The sequence below is a fragment of the Cupriavidus sp. HE11 genome, from assembly GCF_056097175.1.
In genome coordinates, this window is the sequence record NZ_CP184467.1 from 111,763 (window position 1) to 124,706 (window position 12,944).

Sequence of the window (12,944 nt, forward strand, 5' to 3'; positions counted from 1 at the left end):
GTTTCAGCGCATGCGCCTGACCGTCTTCACAGGTCCGGTGATCCGAACTCTGATAAATCGTTTGAATTTGCTGAAGTTTAGCCCAAGATGCTTTTCGGCGAATAGAAAAAAAACAATAAATCCGCATCCGAGGTACAAAATGGTGACACTCTTGATGACCATCAGCAACGGAAACGGGGAAAATGCGCGCGCGTCGAGCCAGAGAAAGCGGACTTCGTTGGCGGTATTGCGCCAGTGCGGGTCAGCGGCCATATTGCCTCCGGCATTCGTCAAGAGTCTGAGTGCTGATGCGCTGCTCGGCGTGCGCCAGCTCGGCCGATTGCATGAAGGTGCGTCCGGCAGTGCGGACCAGATCGCGCAGGTCGGCCGTCAGCCGTTCCGGCGAGCTCTTGCGGATCAGGTCGTTGCGCATGTCCTCGCTGAGGATCAGGTACTCGCGCAGTGCAACGCGGCCCCGGCCGCTCGCATGGCCCACCAGACGCTGGTTCACCAGCACCCGGGCGGTATCGATGATCTCGAACATCATCGTGTTGCGGACTTCCTGCGGGAAGAACGACAGCAGTCGCGTCGGGATCGAAGCGCACTCGTTGGTGTGCAGGGTGCTGGCGGTCGGGTGACCGGTGTTGGCCGCCTGCAGGCAGGCCGCCGCCGTCGCTTCCTCGCGGGTTTCGCCCACCATGATGTACGACGGGTCCATCCGCATATAGGCGCTGATGCCGTCGGCAAACGTGGGAATGTCGCGACCCACCTCGACTTGGTGGATCACGCTGTGCTTGCTCTGCACGTTGTCAAACACGTACTCGATCGGCCGCTCCAACGTCAGGATGTTCCCGTGGACGATCGGATCGTCCGTGGTGAGAATGTCATCGATCACGGCGCTGATCGTGGAGGACTTGCCCGACCCGGTAGCGCCCGTGATCCATACACATCCGGTCTCGGGTGTCATCGCCGCCAGCAGCTCCGGCTCTAACCCGATCTCGTGGGCCTTATAGGGGGTGCTGCGGATCGAGCGCAGCACGATCTGGGCGTTGGGGGTATTGCGAAGCTCCCCGCGCACCGCGTTCACGCGGAAGCGGTACCGAAGGCGCTCCCCAGCAGGGTCGCGTTCGGTGGGATGCAAGACGCTGTAGCTGGTCGCGACTTCCTTGCCCTGCTCCAGCTGGCTCGCCAGCGTGCCGCTGCCGCAGGCGAACTGCAGGACATTCATGACGTCGGACTGCACCAGCCTGCGGGTCGTCAGATGCCGCAGATAGCCGTCGATCTTGCACAGCAACGGATTGCCGGCGTGGAAATAGATATCGCTCGCACCCTGCTGCACGGCTTCCAGCAAGGCTGACGAGAGATCGCTCTTGTCGCCCCACTGGTTGGGCTCGCGCCAGTCCGACACATACTGGATCGGCTCTTGCTTGGTCACGAACATATCAGCGCACCTCCGGCAGATTCCGCGGGGCCGGCTCGGGCGCCGCGCCCTGTTGTTGGAGCTGCCCCACTTCCTGCCCCAGCGCTTCCCACTGCGACATATTGGTATTGAACGCCGGCAGCCGCGTGATGCGCAGCAGCTGCTCGTCCACCGTCATGGTGTCGCCCTTCGAATTGATCGGCAGCATCGATTGAGCAAGACTCGGCAGCGAGATCTTGTTGTTCATTGTCAGCTTGTGGTACCGAATCATCCCGGTGTAGTCCCGTTCAAGCCGCTTGGTGTTGGCATCAAAGATGTCGTCGGCCTGCTTGAGGCCCTGCTGCCAGCCTTCGGCCACGGCGCGACGCCAGATCTCCTGCTCGCCGGCATCGCGGGGCAACAGCTGCAGGCTCGCCGGCGTAAGCTCGCCGGGTTCCATATAGAGGTATTCGCGCCACGTCGGCGCGCGCGAGGCAAAGCGCGGGTTGGCTTCGATCTTGTAGCTGACGCCGGACAACAGGATGGTCTTGTCGCCTTCCTGTGTATAGACGTCCCGCGTTTCGGTCAGTACCGCCGGGATGATCCGGCCCTCGATCATGAGGGGCTGGAAGTTGTAGGTGGTATCAAGCGTGCGCTCGGCCTGCTTGATCGCCTTGTTGATGAGCTTGGTTTGGGCGATCAGCGCGCCACGTGCGCCGACGCTGAGCGCCGCGTTGCGCAGCGCATCCAGTCGCGTGCCACGGCCGCCTTCGCCGGTCTCGCCAGCCTTGCGCTCGATGACCGGCTGGTTCAGGTTCTGGAGCGCTTCGAGCGTCGTGAGGTCCATCGGCATGGCCGCTTACCCCTTGTAGTGCAGCTCGATCGCGTCCGGATTGAGCTTGATGTCGAAGAAGGGGGTCGAGTAGCCGATGTACTTCAGCACATCGAGCACCGGGCGGTTCTGTACGTACACGTTGACCGGCACCCCACCCGCCGGGCGCTTGCCAAACACTTCCAGCTTGTAGCCGTACTTGTTCGAGATGTCGCGCAGGATCGTTTCCACGTCGGCGTAGGAGTCATAGCTCACCACGTCGGTCAGCAGGCGCTGGCGGCGGCTCATCTCGGTCTGACGCTTGGCATCGGCCGTCATGGCCAGCTCGCGCTGCGCGTTGACCGCGACGTTGGCCATCGCCACCAGCTTGTCATAGACGACAGCGGTCTTCTGCTCGTCAGTGGCTTCCGGGGCGACCGGCTGGGCGCAGCCGGCCACCAGTCCGAGCGTGGCCATGTAGAGGGCCGACTTCCTTGCGAGTTCGCGCATTGCAATCCTTCGACGCATGTGTCAGGTCTTTCACGCGGCGTATTCTCACAGATTTTTGGTTTCTCGTCTTCTGTGGATGCAAAAATAATTATTTTTTTCTGTTGCGTCTGCGCCAAACACAATGCGGACATAGGGCTACGCCCGGGGGCGCGCCCGCGCCGGGCTTGGCCTCCGACCGGGCCCCGGGCCACCCACGTCAGTCCCGGCCGCTCGCCATGCCGCCACGTCTTGGCAGGCATTGCCACCAGTCTTTGGAGCATCGACTCCACCGCCTCGACGGTGCCCGGCATCTTTCCTGCGCGGGCCGACCGACCCGGCCCAACATCCGGAATCTCCGCCGGCGCCGCTCATACGGGACGGGTCTCTCTGCGTAAACGTACGTTAACGGTGGCCCTGCTGGACGTTTACGACAGTGCCGATCGGCGGGCCGTATACGGTGACCGCGACAGTTAACCGCCGCATCGCGCCCTCCCCCAGCACCTGTCTATACCTTCGTATTGCCGTGAATTTGAATTCATTGGAATTAGGGGTCGCCAATACCGAAATTCCCTCGGTGCGCCGCACAGGGCTTTAAAACATCGCGGTCCCACAAGGCCTTTCCGGGATTACGATGTCATTCTTAGAATTCTTTGACATTCAAATTCATTTAATTGCCATCACGCATCGCAGTGGCTGACACCGACCGTCGTCGGGACTGTTTCGGGGCCCACCCTTCGCTCTGCTCGTGAACCAAAACGCCCCTTCGGTATCGAGCGCGGTGCGTTTACGCACCCCCGTTATGGACAGGACGACGCGATCCGTTTACGGTCGCGTTGGAGACTGGCTATAACGGGGGGAGATACCAAAACAACGAAGCTCGTTCACTATTCCGCAAAACATCGGCCCCCACATTGCCAATTCGGTATCTAAAGTGGAAAATCGGCAGCAAATTCGCCTGAAGGGACACCGGTAAACGCTTGCGCGGCACCGTATACGGCCCGGGGCATCGACTTGAAGGACCGACCTCCTGCATGCAGAGCGCGACCCAGTTCCAATCCGCGTCACCCACACGCAGCGCCAGTACCGTGGCCAACTATGAGCAGCACTATCGGCGTCTCGTAGACCGGCTCGTGGACGAGACGGGCGTTGAGGATCCGACCCCCGCCGAGATCGTTGCCTATCTGATGATGCGACGCCCCGACATGGCCATGGCCACTTGGCGGTTCAACAAGGCGGCCGCAACCTACGTGATCGAGACCCAATATCCGGGGCATCACGAAGCGCTGGAACAGCTCGCCCAATACGGGTCTTCGGGGCTGGCCCGAACGAGTGCGAACACCGCAGGGCGCAAGCGCAAGCACGTCCCCAAGCAGGATTGGGAGGAGATCCGTCACGTGATCGAGCGCCGCATCGAGGCCGGTCACAAGCATGCGGCAACGCTGCTCGCCGTGCTCGAAGGCACGCTGCTGGCTGGCCTGCGCCCGATTGAATGGTCGTTCTCGAAACTGACGACGCACGCGGAGGACGGGCGGCCTGTCCTGCAGGTACGCAACGCCAAGCACACGAACGGGCGCGCCAACGGTCCGACCCGAGAGATGTATGTCGACGAGCTCGACGCGGACGAGCGGGACACGCTCGCGCGCGCCCTTGCCGCCTGCGCAGCCGATACGGATGAGGACGCCCAGCGGATCAAGCTCGCGCTCAAGCACGAGTTCGAGGCCTGCCGCGCCATGGCCGTAGCGGGCAGTCGCAAGGAACAGTCCAGCGTGACCATGTATTCGTTTCGGCATCAGTTCATCGCCGATGCCAAGCTCACGTTCGAGACCGCAATCCTCCTGTCGGCAACGGTCGGCCACAAGAGCACCAAAACGGCCTTCGAGCACTATGGCAAGCGCCGCCATGGGCGGGGCAAGGTTCGCGTGTTCCCGACTGCAGAGAGCGTGGCAGCCGTGCAGAACGTCACGCTGGAGACCTATCGCAGCTATTTGGCCGCTCGCCAAGCCGGCCGTGTCCCGCGCCTTCGCTGACGGGTAGCGAGGTATCAATCGGGCCCGCGCACGCGGGCCTTTTTTATTTGGATATCAATGGGAACTGTCGGGGCGTCTATCCGCGATCTGGATCCCGTCCCTGCGCGAGCATTGGCACCAAGCTTCCGGCGCCCTGAGGCATCCCGGTTTGTCTGGTTGGCGCGCCGCGCTTGGTCGCTGACGCCGCCGGCCCGAAGCCGGCGGCCGTTTTAGGTCGATGCCAACCACCGATGACTGGGTGCCCCGGGCCGGACGGCATCGCCGTCCGCTTTGTTAGGGATCGATCTGGCCCGCACGCGGGCCGTGGGGCGCGCCGCGCCGCTTTTGAATTTGCCTGCGTGCCCCGACAGCCAGACGCTGGCCTCTCGAAGCGCTGGCTGTCGTGGCGATGTTCGGCACGGGGCCGCAGGCCCGGGCCGCTGGTCTGACCATGCGTCCCGGCGAATATGATTCGCCGGGACGCGCTGCCTGCAGGGCAAGGTCGTTGACGGCGGCAGCAAGGTCAGGCCGCCGTAGGGGCGCGCATACGCCTGATGTACGGGGTACTGGGGGACCGATCCACCTGCTATCGGAATCGATCGACAGCGTCGTGGGACATCAATGCAACGGCGTGCCAGTCGGCATCGAACGCGCCTTCGGCGTACGCCATCCAATCCACTGCGGCAGCGTATTTCGGGCAGCGCGCGGCAAAGGGCGCGCGCACCATGAAAAAAGGCGCCCGGGTGGGCGCCTTCCTCCATCAAGCTACAGATCGAGCAGCATGCGCAGGCCAAACTTCGCCGCCGTCAGCTCCTCGCCAGTTGCCTGCTCGCCATCGTAGCGGAACGCTCGGGCCTCAAAGGAAAGCCAGCGGGTCTGGTCAATCAACGCGACCCCGGGGCGCTTGAGACTGGCGATCGGAATCTCCGTCTCCCAGCCGCGCACCGTGGTTGTGATCGGGGCCACGAAGACACGCCCCGTGAGCTCGTTCACGTCGACTGGCGAGAGCACCAGCACCGCGCGATATCCGTCCTGCTCGTTTCCCTTGCTCGGCCCGATGTACAGCCGAATGACGTCACCTGCTTCTGGAATGTTGTTAATCATTGCGTTTCAAGTATCAAAACGCGTCGGGTCGTCGGGGCCGCCAAGCTCCGAACCTTGGGGTTCGCCAAAATCGATGATCGGGTGCGGCGCCAGCCGCGCATCACGCAGTTGCTGCAGGTAGCGCTCGCGCGAGAATCGCCGCACCCCATGGGCGCGGATGACCAGTTGCCCGTTCACCACGTCCACATCGATTTCCTGACCTTCCGTGAGCGCGACCTGATCGGCCATGCCCACGGGGATGCGCACCGCAAGGCTGTTCCCCCAACGCTTCAGGGTCTGAACTGCCATCGTGTGCGACTCCATTTCGAGAGAGTTAGGCTCAGGGGCTAGGCCGAAACACCCCCTTCCTGATAGTTGCTCATCGCCGGTCGGCCCCGGCGGCACTTGCGCGCGACATTGGCGTGTCGATACGCGTTGATACAGTCCATATCATAGGTGGCATCACCCGCTGTGTCAACGTGTTGATACAGGTGAGCACGCACCCATTCCCCATGGCACAGGTCACCCGGCCGGCTATGTGGCCTGCTGGAGACGAGCGGCCAGTGCTTGGGCGACGGTGACGGCCGTGTCCGCGAGCGCCAGCATGTCTGGCGCCTTGCCATCGGCGGCCCCACGTCCAACGAGCGCAGCGCAGATGGCGATCGATGCGTCGGCGACAAACGACGCCGGGGCGGATGCAAACGAAGCTTCCAGTCGGGCGAGAATTTCGGCATTGAGCGAGCGCTGGGTCGCCGACGTGCTGTCCTCCAGCAGCGTCTTGAGTGCGGCAGGCATCCGGATATTCACCTGCAGGTCTGTACGGGCCATTGGTTGGCTTCCTTCTTCATGTGTGATCGATGTGTTGGGGGCAGGCGAGCGGGCACCCGTCTTGGGTACCACACGTTAGGCGGTCGGCCGGATCCCTGCTTTGACGGACTTGACGGTCGGCACCGCCGGCCAGAAGTCGAGGCCGCCGGCGGCGATGCGCTTGGCGAGCTCCACCTCGTCCTTCGGCGGGGTCTTGGCCATGGCCGGATCGACGAGCCCGGTGGTGGCGAGATCGTTGTCCAGATGGATGGGCTCGAACCAGTCCCACAGGCCGCGCTCGAAGACGATCCCGTAACGCTCCCCTTTTCCGGTGTCCTTCACCTGAAACACGATGCCCCGCTCGCCCTCGTCCGCCACCTCGCCCAGCGCCTTCTCCACCGTATAGATATCACCCACCACGCAATGGCCGTGGTAGCGGTACTCTCCGCCTTGCTTGCGCGCCAGCGCCCGCAGCGCGGCGGCGTGCCGGCGAGCGTCGACCAGCGCCGCCAGCCGGCGCTCCAGCAGGCGCGCGTCGCGCGTCATCGTCCGCTTGTTAGGCAGGCCGCGCAGCGCGTCGTCCCAGTGGGTGGCCCGATCTGTCTTGCGCGCCAGCTCGCCGATGTAGTCGGCGGAGACGCCCCAGCGCTCGGCGAGCTCCCGATAGGTATAACCCTTCCAGCGCACGAGGGCGCGGAACTGCTCACGCGTGAATGCAGCCATGGTGTTGTCTGATCTGATGCCGGATATGCGCCCGCTGAGTTGCCGCACTGGGCGGATGCTCCGGCTGCCCGGGATGGGTTGATGCCTAAGAATCTGTGCGCGGGGTAATCCCGAGGGGACAGGGCTTGACGCCACAGGCAGGTCATTGGACACTGCGCCTGCGAGATCCCGATGCCCTCTTCGGCTCCGACCCCAAGCGCTACGGGCCCTGCCCATGGTGCTTTCCCGCCTTCCTCGCTTGGCCGCTACTGGCCGCTACCACGAGCGCCGAATCTTCTGCCGATTTACGGCAGTGACTTGATAACCCGAACTATATCCCGGGTTTTATGCGCCGTCGACCCCACTTTCCGTCGTGCCACCTCATTGATTTGTAAGGATTTCCCTACGCAGCAGTGCGGACATCTTGGCTTGTCTCGTGTGTCGTCAGATTTTGCGCGGGAAACGCCCCATGATCCGATGCCACGTTTGGAATTCTTTGACATTCAAATTCCATGTTTTGCAATCGATAGCCACACGGCGCCGACGTGGGCTCAGTGCACGGGCTTGCGCAGCGCAGCCATGCAGGCCTCGAAGGCGGCGCTGCGCTGGCGCGGCACGTCCCGCAGATAGCCGGCCACTGGCGCAGCCGTCGCCGGGGTATCCACCTTTACGGCCGCCCCTGTGGCGCCCTCCTCGGCCCCGTGCCCATCGGCCGTCACCACGCGACCCACCCGGCATGTCGCCGCTGTACCCGACCACGCCGCTGCAGCGTTCGGACGGTTGGCAAGACCGGCCTGCAGGCGCTCGGCAAACTGCTCGTCGAGCCATGCGGTGGCCGGGACCAGCTGCGCGGTGCGCAGGCCTTTGGCAACACCGGCAATCCAGCCGGCGGCCGCCATGCGGTCGGCGCCCTCCTCCGGATCCCGCACGAAGAGCTGGGCCCCGTCAACGGAGACCTCGTAGCGCTTGCCGGCATCGCGGTCGTAGAACACCTGACCGGCGATGCGGTGCTGCAGCTCGGCATTGGCCTCGGCGGCGGCCTGTGTCTGCGCCTTGCGGGTGGCATCAGCGCGGCGCTGGCGGGCGAGGAATCCGAAATCGGTCTCGGCACGCAGCAGGCTGGCTAGATAGGCTCGGGGGTGCTTGGCCTTGGCGATCAGATCACCTGCCACGGCGACAACGTCGCCTAGTCGCTTGCCGTGGTCGACACGGGCGGAGCGCATCAGGGCAAAGATGTGGAATTTCGAGAACCCCATCGACAGCAGTGGCTTCACATCCTCGGGCAGGTCTGCGGGTTGTCTCTTTTGTGAAAGAGGGAACCGATAAAAACCATATATAGAGCCGTCGGACAGGGTGTCCGACGGTTGGTCAAATGAAGCAGCGGCCGGGGCTTCGGCCTGCACGGACACAGGGCGCGAGGCGGCCTTGACGGACTCGAAGTAGCCCAAGAGGTCCGCAGCGTGCGCTGTCAGATACAGGTAGGCCCCAGCGAGCGTGCCATCGGCTTTGCGGCCTTGACCGTCCACTCGAATCAGACCGGCTGCTTCCAGATCGTCCATGGCGCGCTTCAGAGTGCGCGATGATTGGCCGGCACGGCGGGCGAGGTATTCGCGCCCTGCGAAGACAGAATGGAGCGGCGCGTGCTGGTCGACTGTCAGCGCGATGGCGCCCAATGCGCTGCGGGCGCGTGAGGGCAGGGTGGTGAGACTGTGGGCGCGACGGATCGCGCGGAGGACCTTGTAGGGCAGCTGGGTCAGGTCGACTGTTAGGCTGGCCGGCTCGATGTCGGCCAGCTGGGTCGGCGCCGGCAGATCAGCAATGTGATCGCCGCGCATAGCGGCGAGAGCGGCGTCGAGTTCTGCGGCGTGGATGTCGTGCAGGCGCAACGACTCCTCGCCTGCAATCTGGGATTGCGCGATGTTCATGCGGGTCTCTTTGCGAAAAAGAGGGGGCCACGCTTGACTCCATCGCGTCATCCGCTACACTCGGGATTCCTAGTCCTTCCTCTCGATGAGGTTGGGTGTAGCGGGCGAGGTGATGGAACCAAGCCCTTTTATTCAAAAGCCTTCGGTTGCCGCCGAAGGCTTTTGTCTTTTGGGCGTCCGCCCGGCGTTAGATCTTTCTCATTTTGTAAGTCCCTGATTCATAAGGATGTTCTACTAGAACATCAAGAATTCTTGGCGAGCTCAGCCTTCATAAAGTCGGCGAACTTCTTCATCCATACCCTTGCGTCGTCTTCAGTGACGGTTTTCGCAAACCGCATGCCGATCACATTGTTTCGGATCGAAATGTCGCAGAATTTCTGCTTTCCATTTTTCACCGTTTCAGTCGTAGGCGGCGAAGCTTCGGCCTTTCCCGGCTTGGGCGTCGCCAAGGCGAGTGCTTGATCCTGAGTCACCGAGTCATCGGTAACAAGCTTCTCGATAGCCTTGGTAACAGCTTCCTCGTTTCCTTCCTGAGCAAGCTTCGCCATCTTCAGAGCGGCGTTCGCGCCAAGTCGATCAGGCTTGCCGCTTAGCAACTCCAACGCCGCATCGGGCAGTCCGTCGAACTGCATGATTCGCGTGACGTGCGGGCGGCTTATACCAGCCGATTCAGCAATCGCCGCATGTGTGAGGCCGGACAGTTGTGCGAGCTTCTTGAAGTTCCAATACTTCTCGAAGTCACTCAGAGTGGGCGAAAGTAAGTTGCTAAAGAAAGCAACCATTTCCACCTGATCGTCATCGACCTCAATGACAAATCCGGGAATCGACGTGCGTCCGAGATCCCGAAACACAGCGGTACGGTTGTGACCGGCCACAAGTTCAAACCGCCCGCCAGCCTTTTTTCGGACGGTAATCGGTTGCCCCAGCGGATGCCGTTTAAGGTTCTCCCGCAGCTCCTCGTATTCTTCTGCCGTGAGCTTTCGACGCCGACCCTCTACTTCATCTATATCCGCCAGCGGGATCTGCATGCTGGCCTTGGCGTCCTTAAGCTGGGCTTGCAGCCGCGCGATGTCAGCCTCCGCGTTTCGCAGCAGGCCTTCCATTTGCATAGTCTGACCGGGTGCGGTACGCGGAGCCGACGGCGTAGCCGCATCGGCCGCAGCCCTCTCCCGGTCTGCATCCGTCACACGGATGTCGACGTCAGAGAATCGTTTGCGTAGCGACATTATTCACCTCCCCATTCGGCGCTAATTTTGTCGTCGATGAGATCGACAAACTGGTCGCAAGGCACGCGGATCCGCCTGAGCGTTTCCGAATTCGTGTCGCTGGGCGCGAGATCGTATATCGTTGAGAAGCGCATGTTGCTGTTGCGAGCGAGGTCGGTCTCGGGGATTTCGATCGGGCTCACACGACTGCCATATACTTCCCGGATCCAAGTGGATACCAGTCGCGGCGCGTCCTTCTGCGCCATCCGCGTCACAAGAATCTCGATGAAATCGAATTCCTTCGTTCGGGACTCGCCCCGGCTTTCCATGCCGGTCACAAGATCCGAGAACAGCTGCCAGAACTGCACCATGGACGCGAACGACAAAACGTCTGGCACGATCGGAACAATGACTGCGTCGGCCGCAAAAATAGCGTTGATGGTCAGGTAACTGAGCGTCGGAGCGGTGTCTAGGATGATGTAGTCATAGTCATCCTTTAGCTGCTCAAGACCGTCAGACAGAACCTTCTCGAAATCGCTGGACAGCTCGGTCGGCTGCGGCGGAAGTAGCTTTAGCAGAGACTCCATCCCTTCGGAAAGCGCACGCTCAAACGCCGCATTTGATCCGCCATCCGGGATCGAGTGACGCAGTGCCTGCTGCAGACCATCGAGCTGCGAGCGCATTTGGCGCTGCAGTTGAAGGAAATTGGCGTCCCGGGCTGCCCGGGCCGGCAACATGAACTCGGCATTGAAAAGCTCAGTGGACGATGGAATCAGATCAAGATTCGGCCAGTACGTCTCCAGCGGCAGGGCCTTCATGTTGAAGGACCTGCCGTGCGTGTATGCCTCGATAAGAGGCATGATGGTCTGCTCAGAACTGATCTCAGCGTGAGGATTCACGCCATACAAAGTCGTGGCGCTGCCCTGTGGATCGAGATCGATATGGCAAACGCGCCTAGCCCTGCGGAGCGTCAAGCCCTGTCCCAACTGGGTCGAGGTCGTGGTCTTAGTGACGCCCCCCTTGAAGTTGGCGACAGCAATGACTTTACCCTTACCTTTGCGCTCCTTCGGCTTCCGTTCGGCTTTCACCCATTCCATCGCCTCGGCCAAGGTAAAATACCGCATGCCTCCCGGTTTCGGCTGCTTACCTTGCGGAAGGTCGCCCTTCTTTAGCAGCCTGCTAAACCGAACGCGCTCAATCCCGCAAATATCTTGCAAACGGGTCGAGGCGATGAGTGGAGCCTCCTTTCGCGGGAAAGGCTCCAGCATTTCGTCGCGAATCCGCTGAAGCATGACAGCTGATAGGGACGCCAGACGTTTGAGGTCTTCTGGGCGAGTCTTCCCCGGTGACGGAAGTTTGATATCCATATTGACTTTCGCTACTGCAATGGGATGGATTGCCGAAGTTGGTTCTTGATGCATGCAACAGAATATCAACAAAGCATCGGATTCTGTTGCATGGCGAGAAGATTAGCCGCCCTGTGACGTATACGCAAGTTAACTTTGCGCCGTTGCGTGCATGCCGCAGGTGATCTCCGCACCATTCACGTTGTTTTAGGCAACAAAAAAGCCCGTCGATGACGGGCTTGAGGGCAGCGAGGAGAAAGGGGATTACATGGAAGCCACGCGCGGGCCGTTAAACAGCAGCGCGGAGCCATATGTCACCTTGGATTCGGGGGCTGCGACCGGGGCCGGCGTCGACGCCGGCGGCTGCACCGCGCCATCCACTACCAGCGACAGTTTGGTAGATTCCTGAGCAACAGGCGGTACCTCGGTGGTGATTGATATTGCCGGTACTGCCGCGTGCACCCGATCAGTAATCATCACGATCAGGTCATCCGTCTGGAGGTTGAACTGCTGGGCGGCGGCCATGACGTCAGCCCAGCTGTACCGCAACGTACCGCCGCCCAGCATGCCGATGAACTGGGCATGAGAGCAGGCGTTGTTGTTGACCAGCTTGAGGAACCGGGCGAAGTCGCTCTTGGACATCTTCGTGCTATGCGCGTACTCGGTGCCGCAGATCGCCCGCAATTCGGCCGAAAACTTGTCCGAGACACCGTGAATGACGATTGAGGCCTGCGACTGTTCGTCGTGTAGCAGGACGATGCGACTCTTACGGGCGAAGAACGTGCCGCCCGTCACGATCTCGGCCAGCACGATGGCCGAGTTGTCGGCAAGCAGGCTCTTCTTGATACTAGTGAACGCGGTCTGCCATGCGCCGGGGTTCTTTTCGGGGCAGATCCAGAGCCGGACCTGTTTGGCCGCCAGCCCACAGCCGTCACCGCTCACACCGAGCAGATCCAGAATGCGGCCGTAAGTGTCCTGCGACAGCAGAAGTCTGGGGTCCTTGTCGCCGTCTCCAGCCATCATGGCCATCAGCGAGGCCATCGGCACGCCGGTCCGGGCTACCAGATCGTCCATTGACACGCCGCGCACCAGCGAGACGTCCCTGAGTTGTTGTCTGCTCAATTTCGCCATTTTCTGGCCTCACAATGTTGTAAACGTCGCAAAAGGATAGAAATTTAATGATCTTTTTCTA

General features: G+C 61.7%; 13 protein-coding genes. 1 reads left to right on the forward strand and 12 read right to left on the reverse strand.

Features of this window, described 5'->3' with window-relative positions:
* Positions 1 to 3: 3 nt before the first annotated feature.
* From icmT to ACOABP_RS31700, 4 genes are read right to left on the reverse strand one after another with little or no spacing between them, the layout of a single operon-like run.
* The gene (gene icmT / locus ACOABP_RS31685; protein WP_474231789.1) at positions 4 to 252 is read right to left on the reverse strand and encodes an IcmT/TraK family protein; all 249 of its coding nucleotides are present in this window, start codon (positions 250 to 252) and stop codon (positions 4 to 6) included.
* On the reverse strand, positions 242 to 1,414 hold the full coding sequence (locus tag ACOABP_RS31690; protein ID WP_474231790.1) for a type IV pilus twitching motility protein PilT: 1,173 nt from the start codon (positions 1,412 to 1,414) through the stop codon (positions 242 to 244). The genes icmT and ACOABP_RS31690 overlap by 11 nt, the downstream gene beginning before the upstream one ends.
* Positions 1,415 to 1,421: 7 nt before the next feature.
* Complete coding sequence (locus ACOABP_RS31695; RefSeq protein ID WP_474231791.1) at positions 1,422 to 2,231, reverse strand: type IV secretory system conjugative DNA transfer family protein; 810 nt, start codon at positions 2,229 to 2,231, stop codon at positions 1,422 to 1,424.
* Between the two features lie 6 nt (positions 2,232 to 2,237).
* Positions 2,238 to 2,699: a DotD/TraH family lipoprotein gene (locus tag ACOABP_RS31700; RefSeq protein ID WP_474231792.1), complete on the reverse strand. Its 462-nt coding sequence runs from the start codon at positions 2,697 to 2,699 to the stop codon at positions 2,238 to 2,240.
* A gap of 1,010 nt (positions 2,700 to 3,709) precedes the next feature.
* Here ACOABP_RS31700 and ACOABP_RS31705 point away from each other — a divergent pair.
* Positions 3,710 to 4,705, forward strand: coding sequence for a hypothetical protein (locus ACOABP_RS31705; RefSeq protein WP_474231793.1), 996 nt, complete (start codon positions 3,710 to 3,712; stop codon positions 4,703 to 4,705).
* A 744-nt stretch (positions 4,706 to 5,449) separates the two neighbouring features.
* Here ACOABP_RS31705 and ACOABP_RS31710 read toward each other — a convergent pair.
* From ACOABP_RS31710 to ACOABP_RS31745, 8 genes are all read right to left on the reverse strand, one after another.
* Positions 5,450 to 5,788, reverse strand: coding sequence for a type II toxin-antitoxin system PemK/MazF family toxin (locus ACOABP_RS31710; RefSeq protein WP_474231794.1), 339 nt, complete (start codon positions 5,786 to 5,788; stop codon positions 5,450 to 5,452).
* A gap of 6 nt (positions 5,789 to 5,794) precedes the next feature.
* Positions 5,795 to 6,076: an AbrB/MazE/SpoVT family DNA-binding domain-containing protein gene (locus ACOABP_RS31715; protein ID WP_474231795.1), complete on the reverse strand. Its 282-nt coding sequence runs from the start codon at positions 6,074 to 6,076 to the stop codon at positions 5,795 to 5,797.
* Between the two features lie 225 nt (positions 6,077 to 6,301).
* Positions 6,302 to 6,595: an Arc family DNA-binding protein gene (locus ACOABP_RS31720; protein WP_474231796.1), complete on the reverse strand. Its 294-nt coding sequence runs from the start codon at positions 6,593 to 6,595 to the stop codon at positions 6,302 to 6,304.
* A 75-nt stretch (positions 6,596 to 6,670) separates the two neighbouring features.
* Complete coding sequence (locus ACOABP_RS31725; protein ID WP_474231797.1) at positions 6,671 to 7,297, reverse strand: hypothetical protein; 627 nt, start codon at positions 7,295 to 7,297, stop codon at positions 6,671 to 6,673.
* A 530-nt stretch (positions 7,298 to 7,827) separates the two neighbouring features.
* Positions 7,828 to 9,201: a hypothetical protein gene (locus ACOABP_RS31730; protein WP_474231798.1), complete on the reverse strand. Its 1,374-nt coding sequence runs from the start codon at positions 9,199 to 9,201 to the stop codon at positions 7,828 to 7,830.
* A 242-nt stretch (positions 9,202 to 9,443) separates the two neighbouring features.
* The gene (locus ACOABP_RS31735; protein WP_474231799.1) at positions 9,444 to 10,427 is read right to left on the reverse strand and encodes a ParB/RepB/Spo0J family partition protein; all 984 of its coding nucleotides are present in this window, start codon (positions 10,425 to 10,427) and stop codon (positions 9,444 to 9,446) included.
* Complete coding sequence (locus ACOABP_RS31740) at positions 10,427 to 11,773, reverse strand: AAA family ATPase (RefSeq protein ID WP_474231800.1); 1,347 nt, start codon at positions 11,771 to 11,773, stop codon at positions 10,427 to 10,429. Before ACOABP_RS31740 ends, ACOABP_RS31735 begins: the two co-directional genes overlap by 1 nt.
* 243 nt (positions 11,774 to 12,016) lie before the next feature.
* Positions 12,017 to 12,883: a hypothetical protein gene (locus tag ACOABP_RS31745; RefSeq protein ID WP_474231801.1), complete on the reverse strand. Its 867-nt coding sequence runs from the start codon at positions 12,881 to 12,883 to the stop codon at positions 12,017 to 12,019.
* Positions 12,884 to 12,944: the final 61 nt, after the last annotated feature.

Excerpts from the sequence above, each read along its gene's own strand:
- ACOABP_RS31700 (WP_474231792.1), bottom strand. The coding sequence starts at position 2,699 with ATGCGCGAACTCGCAAGGAAGTCGGCCCTCTACATGGCCACGCTCGGA.
- ACOABP_RS31735 (WP_474231799.1), bottom strand. The coding sequence starts at position 10,427 with ATGTCGCTACGCAAACGATTCTCTGACGTCGACATCCGTGTGACGGAT.
- ACOABP_RS31745 (WP_474231801.1), bottom strand. The coding sequence starts at position 12,883 with ATGGCGAAATTGAGCAGACAACAACTCAGGGACGTCTCGCTGGTGCGC.
- icmT (WP_474231789.1), bottom strand. The coding sequence starts at position 252 with ATGGCCGCTGACCCGCACTGGCGCAATACCGCCAACGAAGTCCGCTTT.
- ACOABP_RS31725 (WP_474231797.1), bottom strand. The coding sequence starts at position 7,297 with ATGGCTGCATTCACGCGTGAGCAGTTCCGCGCCCTCGTGCGCTGGAAG.
- ACOABP_RS31705 (WP_474231793.1), top strand. The coding sequence starts at position 3,710 with ATGCAGAGCGCGACCCAGTTCCAATCCGCGTCACCCACACGCAGCGCC.
- ACOABP_RS31695 (WP_474231791.1), bottom strand. The coding sequence starts at position 2,231 with ATGCCGATGGACCTCACGACGCTCGAAGCGCTCCAGAACCTGAACCAG.
- ACOABP_RS31715 (WP_474231795.1), bottom strand. The coding sequence starts at position 6,076 with ATGGCAGTTCAGACCCTGAAGCGTTGGGGGAACAGCCTTGCGGTGCGC.
- ACOABP_RS31720 (WP_474231796.1), bottom strand. The coding sequence starts at position 6,595 with ATGGCCCGTACAGACCTGCAGGTGAATATCCGGATGCCTGCCGCACTC.
- ACOABP_RS31710 (WP_474231794.1), bottom strand. The coding sequence starts at position 5,788 with ATGATTAACAACATTCCAGAAGCAGGTGACGTCATTCGGCTGTACATC.
- ACOABP_RS31740 (WP_474231800.1), bottom strand. The coding sequence starts at position 11,773 with ATGGATATCAAACTTCCGTCACCGGGGAAGACTCGCCCAGAAGACCTC.
- ACOABP_RS31730 (WP_474231798.1), bottom strand. The coding sequence starts at position 9,201 with ATGAACATCGCGCAATCCCAGATTGCAGGCGAGGAGTCGTTGCGCCTG.